The sequence below is a fragment of the Chryseobacterium joostei genome (assembly GCF_003815775.1).
Taxonomy (GTDB): domain Bacteria; phylum Bacteroidota; class Bacteroidia; order Flavobacteriales; family Weeksellaceae; genus Chryseobacterium; species Chryseobacterium joostei.
The window spans coordinates 1,940,170-1,957,021 of sequence record NZ_CP033926.1 but is presented as its reverse complement, the minus strand read 5'-3'; the positions used below and the strand labels follow the sequence as shown (position 1 = coordinate 1,957,021).

General features: G+C 35.6%; 13 protein-coding genes. 8 read left to right on the top strand and 5 right to left on the bottom strand.

Annotated elements, in window-relative coordinates; genetic code table 11:
- Nucleotides 1-57: 57 nt before the first annotated feature.
- From EG359_RS08860 to EG359_RS08825, 8 genes are all read left to right on the top strand, one after another.
- On the top strand, nt 58-498 hold the full coding sequence (locus EG359_RS08860) for a T9SS type A sorting domain-containing protein (RefSeq protein WP_076352498.1): 441 nt from the start codon (nt 58-60) through the stop codon (nt 496-498).
- A gap of 15 nt (nt 499-513) precedes the next feature.
- Nucleotides 514-6,984, top strand: a complete 6,471-nt coding sequence (locus EG359_RS08855; protein ID WP_076352497.1) for a polymorphic toxin type 23 domain-containing protein — start codon at nt 514-516, stop codon at nt 6,982-6,984.
- A gap of 47 nt (nt 6,985-7,031) precedes the next feature.
- Nucleotides 7,032-7,445: a hypothetical protein gene (locus EG359_RS08850; protein WP_123867313.1), complete on the top strand. Its 414-nt coding sequence runs from the start codon at nt 7,032-7,034 to the stop codon at nt 7,443-7,445.
- A 31-nt stretch (nt 7,446-7,476) separates the two neighbouring features.
- Nucleotides 7,477-8,172: a hypothetical protein gene (locus tag EG359_RS08845; protein WP_076352495.1), complete on the top strand. Its 696-nt coding sequence runs from the start codon at nt 7,477-7,479 to the stop codon at nt 8,170-8,172.
- Nucleotides 8,173-8,382: 210 nt separating this feature from the next.
- Entirely contained in the window at nt 8,383-10,284 is a 1,902-nt protein-coding gene (gene dnaK, locus EG359_RS08840; RefSeq protein WP_076352494.1) for a molecular chaperone DnaK, read from the top strand.
- 153 nt (nt 10,285-10,437) lie between these two features.
- Nucleotides 10,438-10,986: a hypothetical protein gene (locus EG359_RS08835; protein WP_076352493.1), complete on the top strand. Its 549-nt coding sequence runs from the start codon at nt 10,438-10,440 to the stop codon at nt 10,984-10,986.
- Nucleotides 10,987-11,109: 123 nt separating this feature from the next.
- Complete coding sequence (locus tag EG359_RS08830; protein WP_123867311.1) at nt 11,110-11,805, top strand: hypothetical protein; 696 nt, start codon at nt 11,110-11,112, stop codon at nt 11,803-11,805.
- A 147-nt stretch (nt 11,806-11,952) separates the two neighbouring features.
- A complete protein-coding gene (locus EG359_RS08825; RefSeq protein WP_076352491.1) occupies nt 11,953-12,606 on the top strand; it encodes a hypothetical protein in 654 nt (217 codons plus the stop codon).
- 40 nt (nt 12,607-12,646) lie between these two features.
- Here EG359_RS08825 and EG359_RS08820 read toward each other — a convergent pair whose 3' ends face one another.
- The 5 genes from EG359_RS08820 to EG359_RS08800 all read right to left on the bottom strand — a co-directional run bounded on the left by EG359_RS08820 (nt 12,647) and on the right by EG359_RS08800 (nt 16,833).
- Nucleotides 12,647-13,672, bottom strand: coding sequence for a hypothetical protein (locus EG359_RS08820; protein WP_076352490.1), 1,026 nt, complete (start codon nt 13,670-13,672; stop codon nt 12,647-12,649).
- 82 nt (nt 13,673-13,754) lie between these two features.
- Nucleotides 13,755-14,036, bottom strand: coding sequence for a hypothetical protein (locus EG359_RS08815; RefSeq protein ID WP_123867309.1), 282 nt, complete (start codon nt 14,034-14,036; stop codon nt 13,755-13,757).
- 37 nt (nt 14,037-14,073) lie between these two features.
- A complete protein-coding gene (locus EG359_RS08810; RefSeq protein ID WP_123867308.1) occupies nt 14,074-14,781 on the bottom strand; it encodes a hypothetical protein in 708 nt (235 codons plus the stop codon).
- 13 nt (nt 14,782-14,794) lie between these two features.
- Nucleotides 14,795-16,090 carry an outer membrane protein assembly factor BamB family protein gene (locus tag EG359_RS08805; RefSeq protein ID WP_084180324.1) on the bottom strand — a complete coding sequence of 432 codons (1,296 nt, stop codon included), beginning with the start codon at nt 16,088-16,090 and terminating at the stop codon, nt 14,795-14,797.
- Nucleotides 16,091-16,110: 20 nt separating this feature from the next.
- Nucleotides 16,111-16,833, bottom strand: coding sequence for an ankyrin repeat domain-containing protein (locus tag EG359_RS08800; RefSeq protein WP_084180323.1), 723 nt, complete (start codon nt 16,831-16,833; stop codon nt 16,111-16,113).
- Nucleotides 16,834-16,852: the final 19 nt, after the last annotated feature.

Sequence of the window (16,852 nt, the reverse complement as noted above, 5' to 3'; positions counted from 1 at the left end):
TTGTCCTTTCGCAACTGATTTGTTTTCTGGACTTTTGTGAATACTAAGATATTGTTTATGAGAAAAAATTTACTGCTAATTCTTTTCTTATTGATTTCAATAGAGGGAATTAAATCACAGTCGCTATCATTTGAGTATGATAGCGGAGGAAATCAAATCGTAAGACGATATTGTGCTTTATGCTTAATTGCAGATAAAAATGCACTCGTCGATGAACAGCTCGGTAAAAAAGAGTTTCCTCCTCCAGAGTATCAGGTTAAAATTTACCCGAACCCAACGAAAGACAAGGCGACCCTTGTGTGGTCTCCTGAATTTGGTGCTATGATCCAAAAAGTGGAATATATAGCCTACAACTTTACCCAGTACCGGGAGCTTACCTTTGATAAAAGAGAAAATAAAGTGGTATTGGACCTTTCGGATAAGCCGATAGGAATGTATGTGGTTGTTTTCCATTTGAATACCGGAGAAAAGCTGACCTACAAGATTTTAAAACAATAACCCAAACTACAAACCATGAGAATCAAAATTTACTTTTTATTAGCTCTACTCTCAGTAGTGGGGCTACTGAATGGGCAGTCTGTAGGACAGACATCGGGTGAGTTATCAGTATCTCCGGGAGGAAGTGCTAATTATACGATACCTATTGCCAATCTCCCCGGGATTAAAAATGTAGCACCAAGTATTTCCTTGACTTACTCCAGCCAGGCAGGAAATGGGGTTGCAGGATGGGGTTGGAATATTGGCGGAATATCATCCATTACCAGAGTGGCTTCTACAAAATTCCATGATGGAGTGATTGACGGGGTGAACTATAACGATACTGACAGATTTGCCTTTGATGGGCAGCGATTGCTTCTGAAGTCCGGTACATATGGTGCAGACGGCGCAGAATATCAGACAGAACAGTATTCTAACGTTAAAATTGTTTCCCACGGAAATATTGCCAACGGACCGGAATATTTTATGGTATATTATCCTGATGGTAAAACCACAAAATATGGAGGTGGAAGTGGCTTTTTGGGATCCAATAGTTATGAATGGAAGATCAATTATATTGAAGATGCCCAGCAAAACAGGATTAAATTTACCTATGACAGCTTTAATAACTATATCTACGTTAAAACAATAGAATATGGTAATAACTCGTCGGTTAATCCAGATAACAGTCCTAATAAAATACAGTTTTATTACAAAGATGCAGCCCGCACAGATCAGGCTTATATTTATGGTGCCCGGGATATCTATTCACACCGAAAACTGGATAGGGTAGAGGTTACGGGAAATGACCAGCTTTTCAGAAAATATCAATTGACTTACGATGTAACTTCATTGAATTATCAAAGACTTGTTGGAGTTCAGCAATATAATGGCAGTGGCGAAGCGGTAAAGCCTGTTACTTTTGAATATGATAATACAGAGAATGGGATCAGCAATAACTCCAAAACGATAACAGGGGTTTCTCCGGCCTATGACAGAAGCAATTGGCAGTATACTTCAGGGTATTTTGATAGTGATAGCTCTCTGGATTTTATGACTTATCCTAATTCCAGAGATCAGCTTTATAGATTCAATTCCAGCCAGTTGATGAATTCCACATCCAATGTGGCAGGTGCTGTGACTAATGTTGAAAAGTTTAAGGAAATTTTTTCAACGAAATTAGTACTGCCTAATAATAAGTTTTACAATCTCGATGCTGTTTCTACCGTTATAACCAGTACTACAACTCCCGTTACGGATGAGGAGGTGATCAAAATAAATAATTATATTCCTAATTCTGCTAATTCCCTTGATCTTTCATTCACCAATTCTTACAGGTTTTATACTGCAATGAATGAAAGATGCAATGTGATTAATGGAAGTAACACCTACTACAACAGGATTCCAAAGGATTATTTGGTTGGGGATTTTGATGGTGACGGGGTTTCTGATATTTTGGCAGTATTGCGGCCTTACACAGTTAATCAAAATTATTACTGTGGTCCGGCCAAAGTAAGTGATACCAACAGACCGCCGCCGGGTTGTTGTAATCAGGGGGTTACAATTAATATTTCCAGTTTTTACCTATTAAAATTGGATCCGAACAATTCTGCTGTTCAAAATCCTCTCATGTTGGGATCCAACAGTGTGATCACAGGAGAGTCCAGAATATATTCGGCAGATTTTGAGGGTGATGGTGTTTCTGACCTGTATGTCTTCAATCCCGGTCAATTATATGTATTCGGAACAAAAAACGGAGCCTTTGTTCAAAAGGCATCATTCTCACATAATCTTATTAAAAAAGATCTGCCATGTTATCTTGCCGACTTTAATGGAGATGGTAAAACAGATGTGGTATTTCCTATAGATAATGCCAATACCAATTGGTTTTTCATTATAAGTTCCGGAGAATCATTTATGGGAAATGTAAGGGATATTGGAACCAATTATTTTAAGCCTCAGATTCAGAATACCTGTTATCCGGGGCCATCAGGATCCAATATTTGCGGGCATATGCTTCAAACGTTCTATTATTCTTTTACAGATATAAATGGAGACGGAAAGGCCGATTTGTTCTACCATGATATTCTGACTCCTCATAATGTGCCAGACTATGGATCTGCTCAAAATGGAGCTTATTTGGCCTATGGGGATAATTATAGTATCAGAGACAGAGGAGGTGTGAAGTACAATATGGGAAGCAATACGAACGGAATGCCTAGCTTTTCAGGTTATATAGACGGCTGGCAAAATAATTACACCTACGGAGGAGCCATTAATAAAGGAACACCTATATTTTTAAGTAATTCTAATATCACAAACCAGAATCTGGATTATGCCTTTTTTGGTGGTGATAAAATAAAATATGTATCATTCAAAAAAGATAACCGTATAGATGTTACCCTAAAGAGAATTAAGGTGAATGATCTGGTAACGGATATTTCATATGATGCGGCTATAGATACGGGAAATGGTTCTGGTACTTATACTGCAGATACTGCTGAGCAGTATCCTTACATTAATCTTAATATTGCTCCATCTGTAAAACTTGTAAAAAAAGTTGAGAAAAGCTTTAATGGAGAAACCAAAATACAGGAATATAGATATAAAGGGGTTGTAATGAACATGGAAGGCTTGGGCCTAATAGGTTTTAAGGGAGTTGCTACATCATCCGTATATGGAGGAACTGTAACACAGCCTTTTTGGACTGTTTCTTTACAGGACCCTCAGAAAAGAGGGGCGGTGAAAGAAACATATCTCAATTCCACTCCGGATTTTAACTCCCCAAGTACCTTTGTTTCTAAAACCATCAACAGCTATACAACTTCGTTACTGACCAATAAGGTTTTTGTGAATCTGCCATCACAGGTACAGCAGATTGATAATTTGGCAGGAACTACCATCAACCAATATTATGATCTTTATGATTCTTATAATAACCCTAAAAAAACAAGAACGGTAGCCAACGGTGGAGAAAAAACAACCTTGATGGATTATGAAGATAACCCATCGGGAACAGGAAGTCAGTATTATGTGGGAAGACCAGTGAAAAAGACCGAAATACAGGTGCTTGGAACTGATACTTTTTCTACGGAAGACCTTATCACATATGCCAACGGTCTTATTAGCCAAACCAAGAAGAAAGGAAACAATACAGATTATATTACCGAAGATTTTGTTTACGATGCATTTGGAAATAATATTCAGAAAACCCTTTCAGCAACAGGGGTGGCTCCAAGAATTGAAAAAATGCAGTATGATCCTACAGGTAGGTTTCCAATTAAAACTACTGATGTTTTGGGGGCTACATCTTTATTCAGTTATGATCCTAATTTTGGGATGTTGCTTTCCAGTACAAATAATTTAAATCAGACAGCTTCAAATGTATATGATACCTGGCAAAGAAAAGTAGGAGAAAGAGATATTTATAATAATGTTACCCAGTATTTCCAAGAGTGGATTACCACAGGAGATTTTATTAACGGAATCAAGTTACGCGTAGTGAATCCTACTGGAGCAATCAAGGAAACCTATACCGATAACTGGGGACGAACACGTATTGAAAAGGCATTATCTCTTAATGACAAATGGATTGAAAAAAGAACAGATTATGATGTTTTAGACAGGCCATATAAGGTGAGCGAACCTTATTTCTCTACAACTTCGCCAAGTAAGTGGACTGTAACGGAGTATGATGTATATGGAAGAGTGATCAAGAATACCTTTCCAACCGGAAAAATTATTACCTCTTCTTATAATGCATTAACGGCAACAGTTACTGATGGGCAACAAACACAATCCATTACTAAGGATGAATGGGGAAATAAAATTAAAATGTCTGATAATGGAGGTGTCATTAATTATACTTATTATGCCAACGGTGGATTGAAGTCATCAAATTATGCGGGACATGTTATAAATGTAGAACAGGATGGATGGGGAAGAAAAACTAAAATGTCCGATCCATCTGTCGGAGGAGATTATACCTATTTTTATGATGGTTTGGGGCAACTTCTGACAGAAGAAAATCCTAAAGGTAAAACAGTATATGTCTATGATCAGTATGGAAGAGCTATCAAAAAAGACATTACAGGCGACAATACAGATATAAAAATAGTTTATAATTACACTGCGCAGGGACTTCTCGATTCTGAAGTAGGAACGTCCAATGGAGTAAATAATTCCTATACCTATCAATATGATAACTATTACCGATTAGCTCAAAGTGAAGAAAATAACGGTGTTGCCATTTTTAAGAAAAACTTTATCTATGATGGTTTTGGAAGAGTAAAAAGAGAAACTAAACATACGATCTATGGCACACTTTCAAGTGAAGTGACGATTGAAAATGTATATGCTTCTTGTGGAATGCTAACAGGAATTAATGATGCGAATGGAAATGTACTCTGGAAATTAAGCAGTATCAATGAAAAAGGACAGATAATTTCTGCCAATTTTGGTAATGGAACAGATATCGCCAATTCCTATGATGCCAATTATTTTTTAAGAGGAGTAAGGCATAAGAACAATTCCGGTTTGATTCTGTCTAATAATTATACATTTGAGGGAAGCACGGGATTATTGAAAAAAAGAAGCAATGATGCAATTACAAACGGTTGGCAGGAAAGCTTCGAGTATGATAATATGCAGCGGTTAATCTCCTGGAACAATCCTAACGGAGTTCAATCGCAAACCTATGATACCTACGGAAGAATAAGTAACAACAGCGAGGTTGGAGATTACAAGTATGCAGACGGTAACAGGTATAGAAAGAAGGGAATAAATTTAAATCCTACAGGTGATGCTTATTATAAGGTAAACCAACTCCAGACTATTTCATATAATGCCTACAAAAATCCTGTAAGTATTATGCAGGATGGTGATGAAATGGCAAAATTCACCTACAATATTCACCAGACAAGAGCATCTTCAGAATATAATTATAACAGTTATTTCACATATTATGCAAAAAACAAACTTTATTCTGATGATAATACCGTTGAAATTATTGAGAATCGTTTCCCAGGAAGAGCTCCTGCTCAATTTATAAGAACAAGGATTATTACTTATATCGCAGGGGATCCTTATTCAGCTCCTGTTATTCATGTCAAAGATTTTGATATATATGATGAATACTTGAGCGAGGGAATTCACTATCTTCATAGAGATTATCAGGGAACTATTTTAGCCATTTCCGGTAAGGATGGGAAAGCTGAAGAAAGAAGACAATTTGATCCTTGGGGAAATTTGACATATCTGGAGAAAGATGGGAAGAAAATAGATTTGAAAAAAGGTGCAGCAGATCTGTTTATCGAAAGAGGATACACAGGACATGAACACTTCATGCAGGTTGGGCTTATTCATATGAATGGAAGAATGTATGATCCTAAACTGCACACTTTCTTATCTGTAGATAATTATATACAGGATCCCTTTAATACACAGAATTATAACAGATTTGGATATGTATTGAATAACCCATTGATGTATATGGATCCTAGTGGCGAAATTATTTGGGCCTTGGTAATTGCAGGCGCAATTATAGGAGCTGCTACCGGTGCCGTAAGCTATATAGGACAAGCCATACAGACAGGAGACTGGAGTTGGGGTAAATTCGGGATGTCTATTTTGGGAGGCGCCATACAAGGTGCCATTATGGGAGCTATAGGAGTCCCCACCGGTTCCTTTGGCAGCCAGATGGTGTCTGCATTTATAGGGTCCTTTATGCCAAGCTTTAATATCAATTTAGGAGGCGGCTTCAGTTTTTCAATATCACCATCCATTGCATTAGGGCAGGGAGTAAGTGCAGGATTTAACTTTAGTATAAGCTATCAAAATGGAGATTTTGGACTTTCCTTAGGATACGGAGTAACCTATCAAACCTCCAATGCGGGAAGTGGTCTTAGTGGCTGGGAATACCGAAAGTCTGCAATGCTTAGTTATGATGATGGTAAATATGGCCTTTCTTTAGGATCTAATTGGTGGAGCGGATCTGGAGAGATGGCTGAATTAAGTCAGAAAACAGGAGTAATAGGACTCCATGCTGGAGATTTTAAAGCAATGTATGAAAATGATGGTGGTTTTGGAATAAAAACATTAGGATTGGGAGATAGAGGAGATAGTTATAGAACTGCTGCTTTAAACTTAAGTGTGGGAGATTTCACAGCTGGCTTCAACTTATTTACAGGCTACAGAGACTTAGATTATGAAAAAAGTACAGGAATGTCAGATGCAAAAGGAAAATTTTCAAGAGTAGATGGTGCTACCTCATTTGGAAGAAAGTACCCTAGAGACTTTGTACATGAAGTAGGTCCTAAATATAGATTAGGAGTTCTGTCTGTAGGATATAAAAATTATAGAGTAGGAGTGAATAGTGAACATGTAAGACATGCAATACAAGATAAGGCAATACATGGAATCATACAAGATGGTGGATTTGTAAATACATCCTGGGACTGGAAACCCTATTTTCAATATCAAACTAGAAACCCTTTCACGTCATGGTAAATATGGGACTACATATATTAATAGCAATTGCAATCTGCAGTAGCTGTATGAATTTGATAAATAAAGGATCATCATTTGATGATCCTTGTTATGATATTTCTACATATCAGCTAATTGATACTACAGCCGTTTATAACCTGACAGAAATAAATGGTAAACCTTACCTATTGAATTCTCGATCAGATACCGTAAAGATAAGCTCTTTAAAGAAAGGCCTAAAGTTTTATAAAGATGGACGGGTTGTGGAATTTGATAATAAATTATCTGAAAAAACTTCAGAGGGAACTTACTGTATCAATACTAAAAAAGCAGAAATGGAATTTAAATTGAAACATGTGCAGGCGGGAACATTTCTTTCTAGAGAAAAACTAAGTATAAAGAATAATACTATAGTGGCAGAAGTTCTTCCATCTCCCCAAACAAAAGGATACAGTAAAACATATATTAAAAATAACCATTGAAAAAATGCTTAATAAACGGATTATACAAAAAATGATTATATCATTTTTGTTACAAGTATTCAGTTTAGGATACAGTCAGCAGGTAGAGGTTGTTGAAAAGGGAATGGCAGAAAATCTAAGTCCGAAAGAATTTATGATTCCTCTGAAAAATGCAGAAAATTATACCTCTGTTTTGGTAAATAGATACAAGGCATATTCCCAAAATGCATATGTTGGACATCTATTTTCTGCTATTGCCAATGATGCAAAAAAGGACGGAGCCAATGCTTATAGTATTATCAGCTATAAAAAAGGTGATAAACAGAGTGATTCGGAACTTATTCTGGATACCTATTCCCTTAATGATTCAGAAGTTGAGAGAATGAGTGAGCTGCTTGAAAAAAATACAGTATATATCTTTGGAGGGCCATCTGTTAGTAATGATACTGCCTCAAAATTTAAAATTAACGGAGATAAAAAAGAGGTAAAAAATAACACTTTTTTTAGAGCAATAGTAAAAGAAAATGAAGAATTGAAGATTGTTAAAGGAGGCATTACAGGAATGGCGGTATGGATCAAATGGAAGCTAGAGCAATTTAATCGCTTCTTTAGTTTTTCAGGATTAGGAGTTGATGGAGTAGGAATCAGTGGCAATGGAATGGGAGTAGGGTTCAATACAGGAAGAATAAATCCTGTGGATAGAGATTTAGGATATTTTCTGATTCAGGTTTTAAAAGAAAGTCAATAGAAATCTGGAATGCGAATGGAGAAAATCAACTTATACTGACATGTTTGGTTCTTTAAAAATGATATTTTTTCCTAAATATAGATTTATAAACCTCGATTAAATCGAGGTTTTATTTTTGTTATGTCATTTTGTCACTATTTTTTAAATGGTACAGATATTGTGAAATAGTGAGTGTAAATAAAATTAAAAATAGAAAAAATATAAAATATTATGAGTAAAATAATTGGAATTGACTTAGGAACAACCAACTCTTGTGTTGCTGTAATGGAGGGTAAAGACCCTGTTGTTATTCCTAACGCAGAAGGGAAAAGAACAACTCCTTCTATCGTAGCATTTACAGAAGATGGAGAAAGAAAAGTAGGAGATCCTGCAAAAAGACAGGCTGTAACGAATCCAAAGAAAACGGTATACTCTATCAAAAGATTTATCGGAACTCACTTTAAAGAAGATGCAAAGGAAATCTCAAGAGTACCGTACGAAGTAGTAAGCGGACCAAACGATACCGTAAAAGTAAAAATCGACGACAGAGAATATACTCCACAGGAAATTTCTGCAATGACACTTCAGAAAATGAAGAAAACTGCTGAAGATTATCTTGGACAAGAAGTAACGAGAGCTGTAATCACTGTTCCTGCATACTTCAACGATGCACAAAGACAAGCTACTAAAGAAGCTGGTGAAATTGCAGGTCTTAAAGTAGAAAGAATTATCAACGAACCTACAGCTGCAGCGTTAGCTTACGGTCTTGATAAGAGCCACAAAGATCAAAAAATCGCAGTATATGACCTTGGTGGTGGTACTTTCGATATCTCTATCCTAGATTTAGGAGACGGTGTATTTGAAGTATTAGCTACAAACGGTGATACTCACTTAGGAGGTGATGACTTTGATGATGTGATCATCAACTGGATGGCTGACGAATTCAAAGCTGAAGAAGGGGTAGAATTAAAATCAGATGCTATCGCTCTTCAAAGATTGAAAGAAGCTGCTGAAAAAGCAAAAATCGAGTTATCTTCTTCTCCACAGACTGAGATTAACTTACCATATATCACAGCTACAGCTACAGGTCCTAAACACTTAGTGAAGACTTTAACTAAAGCTAAATTCGAGCAATTATCTGCTGATCTTGTAAGAAGATCTATGGAGCCGGTTGCTAAAGCTTTAAAAGATGCAGGTTTATCAACTTCTGATATCGATGAGGTAATCTTGGTAGGAGGGTCTACAAGAATCCCTATTATCCAGGAAGAAGTAGAAAAATTCTTCGGTAAAAAACCATCTAAAGGAGTTAACCCGGATGAGGTTGTAGCTATTGGTGCAGCTATTCAGGGAGGTGTATTAACAGGAGACGTAAAAGACGTATTACTTCTAGACGTTACACCACTTTCTTTAGGTATCGAAACTATGGGTTCTGTATTCACTAAATTAATTGATGCGAACACTACAATCCCAACTAAAAAATCTGAGGTATTCTCTACAGCTTCTGACAACCAGCCAGCTGTAAGCATTAGAGTAGGACAGGGAGAAAGAGCAATGTTCAACGATAATAAGGAAATCGGTAGATTCGATCTTCAGGATATTCCACCAGCACCAAGAGGAGTTCCTCAGATTGAAGTAACTTTCGATATTGATGCTAACGGTATCCTAAGTGTATCTGCTAAAGATAAAGGAACTGGTAAAGAACAGTCTATCAAAATTCAGGCTTCTTCAGGTCTTTCTGACGAGGAAATCGAAAGAATGAAGAAAGAAGCTCAGGAAAACTCTGCAGCTGATGCGAAGAGAAAAGAAGAAGTTGAAATCTTCAACAAAGCTGACGGATTGATCTTCCAAACTGAGAAGCAATTAAAAGAATTCGGTGAGAAACTTTCTGCTGACAAAAAAGCAGCAATTGAAACAGCTCACGCTGAATTGAAAACAGCTTTTGAAGCTAAAAATTCTGATGATATTAAAGCTAAAACTGAAGCATTAGATGCAGCATGGATGGCAGCTTCTGAAGAATTATATGCAGCTGGTCAACAGCCTGGTGCTGATGCAGGAGCTGGCGCTCAAAACCCTGGAGGTAACAATGCAGGAGCAGAAGACGTACAGGATGCAGACTTCGAAGAAGTAAAATAATAAATGTAAGAAACACTAACATTTAATTATAAATTAACCCGGCGGTAAACAAAGTTTACCGCCGGGTTTGCTTTTTATCATATTATTCTATTGCCGTATATTTATATCAGCAATTTTATGATTAGAAATAAATAGAGATTCACTACAAAATATATGAAAAAAATCATCGGTATAATCTGTCTGGCAGGAGTGCTGGCAGGTTGTAATAACTCAGATCGTAAAGAACATAAGGGTGAACCGAAAGAAGTGCAACAGCTTTCTCCGGAAAAAAAAGAAAAACCTAAAGAATCAGAATCCTCAAACAACAGACTTTCAAAAGAAGAAGCCGTAAAATTGGCGATGAAGCAATTTGAAGATTATTTACCCAATATTCTTAAAACCTATGGTGGCGTCATTGATCTCCAAGAACCTTATGTAGGAGACTTTACCGGCGATGGAATAGATGATGTGGCCATTTATTGGTCTGTTGCACCTGAAGGTGGAAATGCAATTATAGGACAAGGATTATCATTGTACAAGAATACGGGGAGCAAGGTGAAAGTAATTGCCGGCTACGAACCAGATTACCTGTTTAGTTTTGATGAAATTAAAAATGGAAAAATTAGAGTAAAAAAATTGGAATATGCTGAAGAAGATGGCAGATGCTGTCCTTCGATAAGTACGAGGCATACCTTAACTATTTCAGGAAATAAAGCCTATTAAAAGCTTATACATTATTGAACGCATACAATGGTGTGAAAATGTATTTCATATCATTTATAAGCTAAATGTCCAATCTATTTTTTGTACCTTATTCGCTCATTTTTCAACATGAAATTTAATAATATGGATAAGCTAAAATCTTTCTTTTTAATCGTAAGTATGACATTTTTATTTCAGTCATGCCAAGGCCAGCAGTTTGACTTGGAGAAACTTATACTACCAGTCAAACAGAAAGAATTAAAAAAGTTTGATTTAACAGCTTCCGATGCAGGAGTTGGAACTCAGGCAGCCCAATATTCTTCTTACCTGTCTCAGGCTGTTGATGATGGTAAACTTTCATTAAACTTTGCTAAAATTGAGATCGGAAAAGCTCCCGATACAGATTCCTTTACACAAAGTATGATCCGTTTTTATGGAAAAGGTAAAGAAAATAATCTGGAGGGGTATACACTTACTATTGAAGATGAAGAAAGCTTTCAGAAAGTATTGAATTATTTACTGATTAAAAAAGAAAAGTTCAATCTGGTTTTTGATGATGGTAAAGAAAATGAGGAAAGAGCCAGGGTTTTTAATTGTTATCAAAATAATACCATATATCTGGTTTTATCCAGGTTTAACAGTAAAGGAAAGAAAGTGGGGTATATAGATGCCATTGCTGCTCATGAGACTTTCCTATTAACCTCCAGACTAGGTGGAGCATTTGGATACTATAAAGAATACCTGGAATACCGTAAGCGCAAACCTGCTAATTTTAGTTATCTTGATTTTCTAAAAGAAACGGATGATGAACTTTACAAGCAAAATAATAATCTACATTAATAATCAAGGAGCAATAAGTAACGCTTTGTGAGATTCTATTGTATTACAAAATATAAAAGTCTCACAACATTCAATCTGTATAATATGCTTCATTAAGGATGACTATTGTATCCTTTTTATCATGACCAACACAAACAAAACTAATCTATGAAATATTTTTTGCCGGTACTGGCTGTTATTTTATTCCAATCCTGTAATCAAAAAAAGGAGAGCAAAAAGGATACGGTAACTCAGAAAGAGATACAGAAAAACGAAGTTAAAACCGATTCAGCCATTCAAAATATTTCCAAAGCTGCAGAAATTAAAAAAGATACTCTGGACGAAGTGATGCTGGAGGAAGATATAAGATTTAATGGTAAGCTGAGACGGTTTTTTAGCCTTAATGACTTTGGAAAAGTATTCGGTAAGGCAGACAGTACAAGATTATTGTCAGAAGAGCAGCCCTGTACTTATATTTTTGAGACTCCGGATGGTAATGGAATGAACGATAAGTATCTGTATAAAAGTGGATCACGCTTTGAAAACAGCGGTCAGAAAGTAGCTGTAGACGAATTTAGATTTCTCAACGGAAACTATATTCTGTATAAGGGAATAAAAATAGATTCAAAGTCTACCATTAATGATCTTAAACAGATATTTCCAAATGCAATCAGAAACATAGGGAATCTGGATGTTGATGGTGAGGGAACACTTCAGGCCATTACGCTAAGAGAAGATAAAGAGGGGATTTCTGATGGTCATATTAATATATTTTTTAAAAACAACAGAATATATTCTTTACATTGGTGGTTTCCTTGCTAAAATATTAGGAAAAGAAGAATATACAGAGACCAACAGTTTTTTACTTCTTAGGCCTTATCAGATAATAGACTTGATTTTGAGTGTCGATCAATAACAGATAGGCTCCGTTTTGCGGTTGGTAAATAAAATAAGAAAAAGGATCTCTTAAATTTCCATCAGGATAATCTATAGAAACAGACTGCTTGTAATGAAGTGTTTTTTTTGGCATTTTAACCGAAAAATAACTTGTACCGATCCAGCCATCACCACCAGAACCATTTCCCGATCCCCAACTGAAATTCTTTAGATTCCAAAAAGAACGGGCATTCCATTTTTCTTTGTGAACGTAATCTCTTTTAATGACATTTGCCTGAGCATCTATGTTATAGGTAGATGCATCGTACTGAATGGACTTTTTATTGGTTTTGTATGCAGGATAATCAGTCCAGTTCTTTTCTGTATAAAAATAGTTCCAGACATTATCCTTATATACAACTAATTTGTATTTGTAATCGTTATCAGCCGTATCAGAATGAATGATATCATCGTACATATATTCCTTGTCTGCAATGATCTTTTGTGCTTCAGAAACGGGAAAAATTTTATTTTCAGTAATGTTTTTATAGGGATAATGAATGGTGTCTCCATCTTTAATCCAGTTAGAGTAGGTGTTTTGATCCACATCTACAATATAATCGTTGAAAGTCTGATAGCTATGTGTAGAGTTTAGACTATTGTAGCTATATTGGAGGGAGTCTGTTATCTGACCGTTCAGATTTATTTTATACCATTTATTTACGATATCATCGCCGCCGTCTTTTGATTCTTTTCTACTTCCGGAAATGATGATAATTGTACTGTCGTTTCCTTGAAGTACAGGTTCATTAAAGCCCCCATATATTTTCAATACTTCATAATCATTGTCTTTCAGACTATCCAGTGTAGAGTAAGACAGAAATCTTTCCGGCAGTTTTTCAGATCTTAGTTTGTACTGCTGATAGTACATTTTGATATCTGGAAGAATGATAACGGCAATGATGATGACACACCAGAGTATAATGTATTTTTTTTTAATATTTAGTTTCATCTTATTGGTAGGTTTTTTAGTTTTTAAGCTTTTCTTAGGAGGGATTCAATACATAGTCTGACAAGAAAAGCAGTATTTTTATTTAATTAAAATTCTCTCTATGAGGTAAAACAAAATACAACAAAATAAAAAATATCAAAAGTAAAATGTTAGATAAATATTTTGTTTTTTCTTTCCTGTTGATACGGAAAAGAGTTTCAATACCTATTAACCCACCAAAAAAGAAAAAAACATATAGCGGCAGTAGGTCCAGATCATATGTTTGACGGTGATAGCCTGCCTCTGCAAATAAAGCAAACCAGGCAAAGTAAGGAATGGCCATAATGATAAATCTGACCAGTATATATTTAATAATTGTTTTCACCTTTTAGAACATATTAATTTCCCTGAATTGTAACTCTTCATATTGCGTTCTTATTTTTGAACGAAAAATATACATTAATAATCAGCAATAAAATTAAAACACCAATAAAGATAGAAAAAGCATAAATTCCAGACCCCTGAGGATAAAATAGCGAATGGGAAATAAAAAATCTACTCTCTTTCGGATTGTTTCTATTGAATAGAAGAATGAATTTTCGGGACTCGGTCTGCTGTTTTGCTTGCTCTAAAAGATCAGTCTTTAATAATTGTATTCTTTCCTTACTCTCCCATATAGGATAATACATTTTTTCAACTTTCTCTTCAGTATTTGTATACACTTTATGATTGATTTGATATTGATAGGATACGTCAATATAAGCATATCCACTCAATCTCCTAAACGGTGGTTCCCACTCACATTTATAAGATAATACCTGTCCTTTCGTTTGCTGCCATCCGAGATGAGTCCATTGAAACTCCTTGAATTGTAGAAAAGGAGAAACAGACATTATGGTGAGTAAAGGAAAGTAAACAAATGCCAGTATCATTAAAAAATATTCACTTTTTGCTTTCCAGCCTGTCTTTGGTGTTTTTCTTAATAAAAAAGCAGCAACAGCAACAATCAATGCATAGATGAAATAACGGTAATTATTGATCCAAAATAATAGGCAAGCCACCATAATCATCATCAGTACAAAGCCTAAATAATGGAAGATTTTGTTAATTATATGTTTGATACTTTTCAATAGTATACTTTATTTATTTTGAAATATACTTGATTTGCAGATTGTTGTATTCATTATCATTGAATGCCTTTGCAATAACTAATCTTGCTGCTTGGGTTTGGGTATCAAAAATTTCAATTCCTTTTTGGGTAACATATACAAAATGAGTGGCATCTATAGATTCAATACCGGAAAGAGGTTTATCTTTAATTTTGACTTTGGTGAAATTTTTTCCGTTCGTGTCTATATAAAAAAGAGTATTAGCATTATTACCAATGATTTTACCATGGCTAATAGTCCAGTTTAAAACATCAGATGGCAGAATTTGTCCCCATTCCAGATTTCCGTCTTCTGCATTAATGGCAAGAAGATTTGATTCTGTATTAGACGATATTCTCATCTCCGTGTATAAAGTACCGTCCTCAAAAAAGAGGATATGGCTTCTTTTAGCAACAAGTTTGTCATTCTTGTAAATCCATTTGAACACCTTAGGATTTTTAATGAAAGTATTATTTGGATCAGAGATGTCACCATTTGGGAGATTGCCATCTTTATCAAGACTCAGGGCATAGATGGTTCCTGTTTCACTTCCAATGAAAAGAGTATTACCATCAGTGTACATCTGGTTGTAAAGGGGACGTTCAAATTGGTTGACCTCGTTATGCTGTAAGGGTTGTCCTGCAATTTCTACATCTCCGTCAAACATTCCATACGAAGTATTTACACCATTTTGAGCACTAAGTTTTTCCAGAAAGACAGCCGAATTCACAAAATAGGAATTACGGTATTTTACAGGGGCAAAGTAATTATATATCGTTGGTAGTTCACTAAGCCAGTTTTTTGTACCATCAGCCTTATTGAAATTATAGAGCCATGCACTACTAACTTCTGAGGGATGCCCGGTTGATGCCATTAGAATATTTTGACCGTCTACTAAAGGTTTTGCCATAAATAAAGGCATCTTTGAGCTTAGCCTTTTTGCTTCTTCATTCTCGTCATTGCTCATATCCAACGGTTGGTCTCCATTGCCATAGATCTGTTGCTGCCAGATGATTTTACCGCTATTAATATCAAAATTAATTAGCTTTCCACTTTCAAAAGGCATGAAAATATTCTGCCCATCCAGTGTAAAGAGATTTCTGTTGCCGGCACTGTCTATGGCACTTTTATATTGCCAGGCCATTTTATTTTCGTCAAGATTAAAGTTAAAGATATGGCCTTCAGTAGCCACTAACAATGTAGCGTGGTTTACTTTGCTGGATTCTGTTTTTGAGGTCTTATTACAGCCTAAAAAAATGGAAGCGGAAATAAGGAATATTAGTTTTTTCATGGTGATTATGGTGAATGTGTTTACTTTAAAAGCCTGATAAGTTCTGTGTTTTTATTGGCTTTTGCAAACTGTAAAGCGGTTTTCCCCTCAACAATTCCGTTATCTGTTTCAAAGGTGATTCTGGATTTTTTATCAGCGCCCTGAGACAAAAGATATTTCGCAATCTCAGTATAATTCTTTTCTACAGCATAAAGCAATGCATTGTATCCGTCATAATCAAAATAATCTATGGGAGAGTCTTTACCTTTTAGAGGAACTTTCTTTATAAACTCAAGATCATTATTTTTTACGGATAGCAATAGAAATTTACCAAGGTCTTCTCTTTCAGTTTTCTGAGGTTGATGGTTAACATAAAGCTCCTTTGCAATTTCAAAATTTTCATAAAAAATGGCAGTATATAATGCATTTTGAGCATAAAGCCCCTTTCCAAGAAGATAACGAGTAATTTCCGGGCTTCCATATTCAATGGCTGTATCAATCAGGGTTTTGTCTGCAGTGATATTAGCACCCTTATTCACCATGTACTCTACCATGGGTAGGTTTTTTTTCCAGATAGCTGCCTTTACGGGTAAAATCTGATCCGAAAGAACAGCTTTAATAGGATATCCCTGTTCCGTTAGTTTTTTTACCAACGATAAATCATTACTACTGATGGCTGCATAGAAAGCATCAACCTGTTGTTTAGTCTGTGCACTTAGCATCGAAGACAAAGCTATAATGATTGATATTCCAATCTTCTTCATTCCGGTATTATTTTAATAG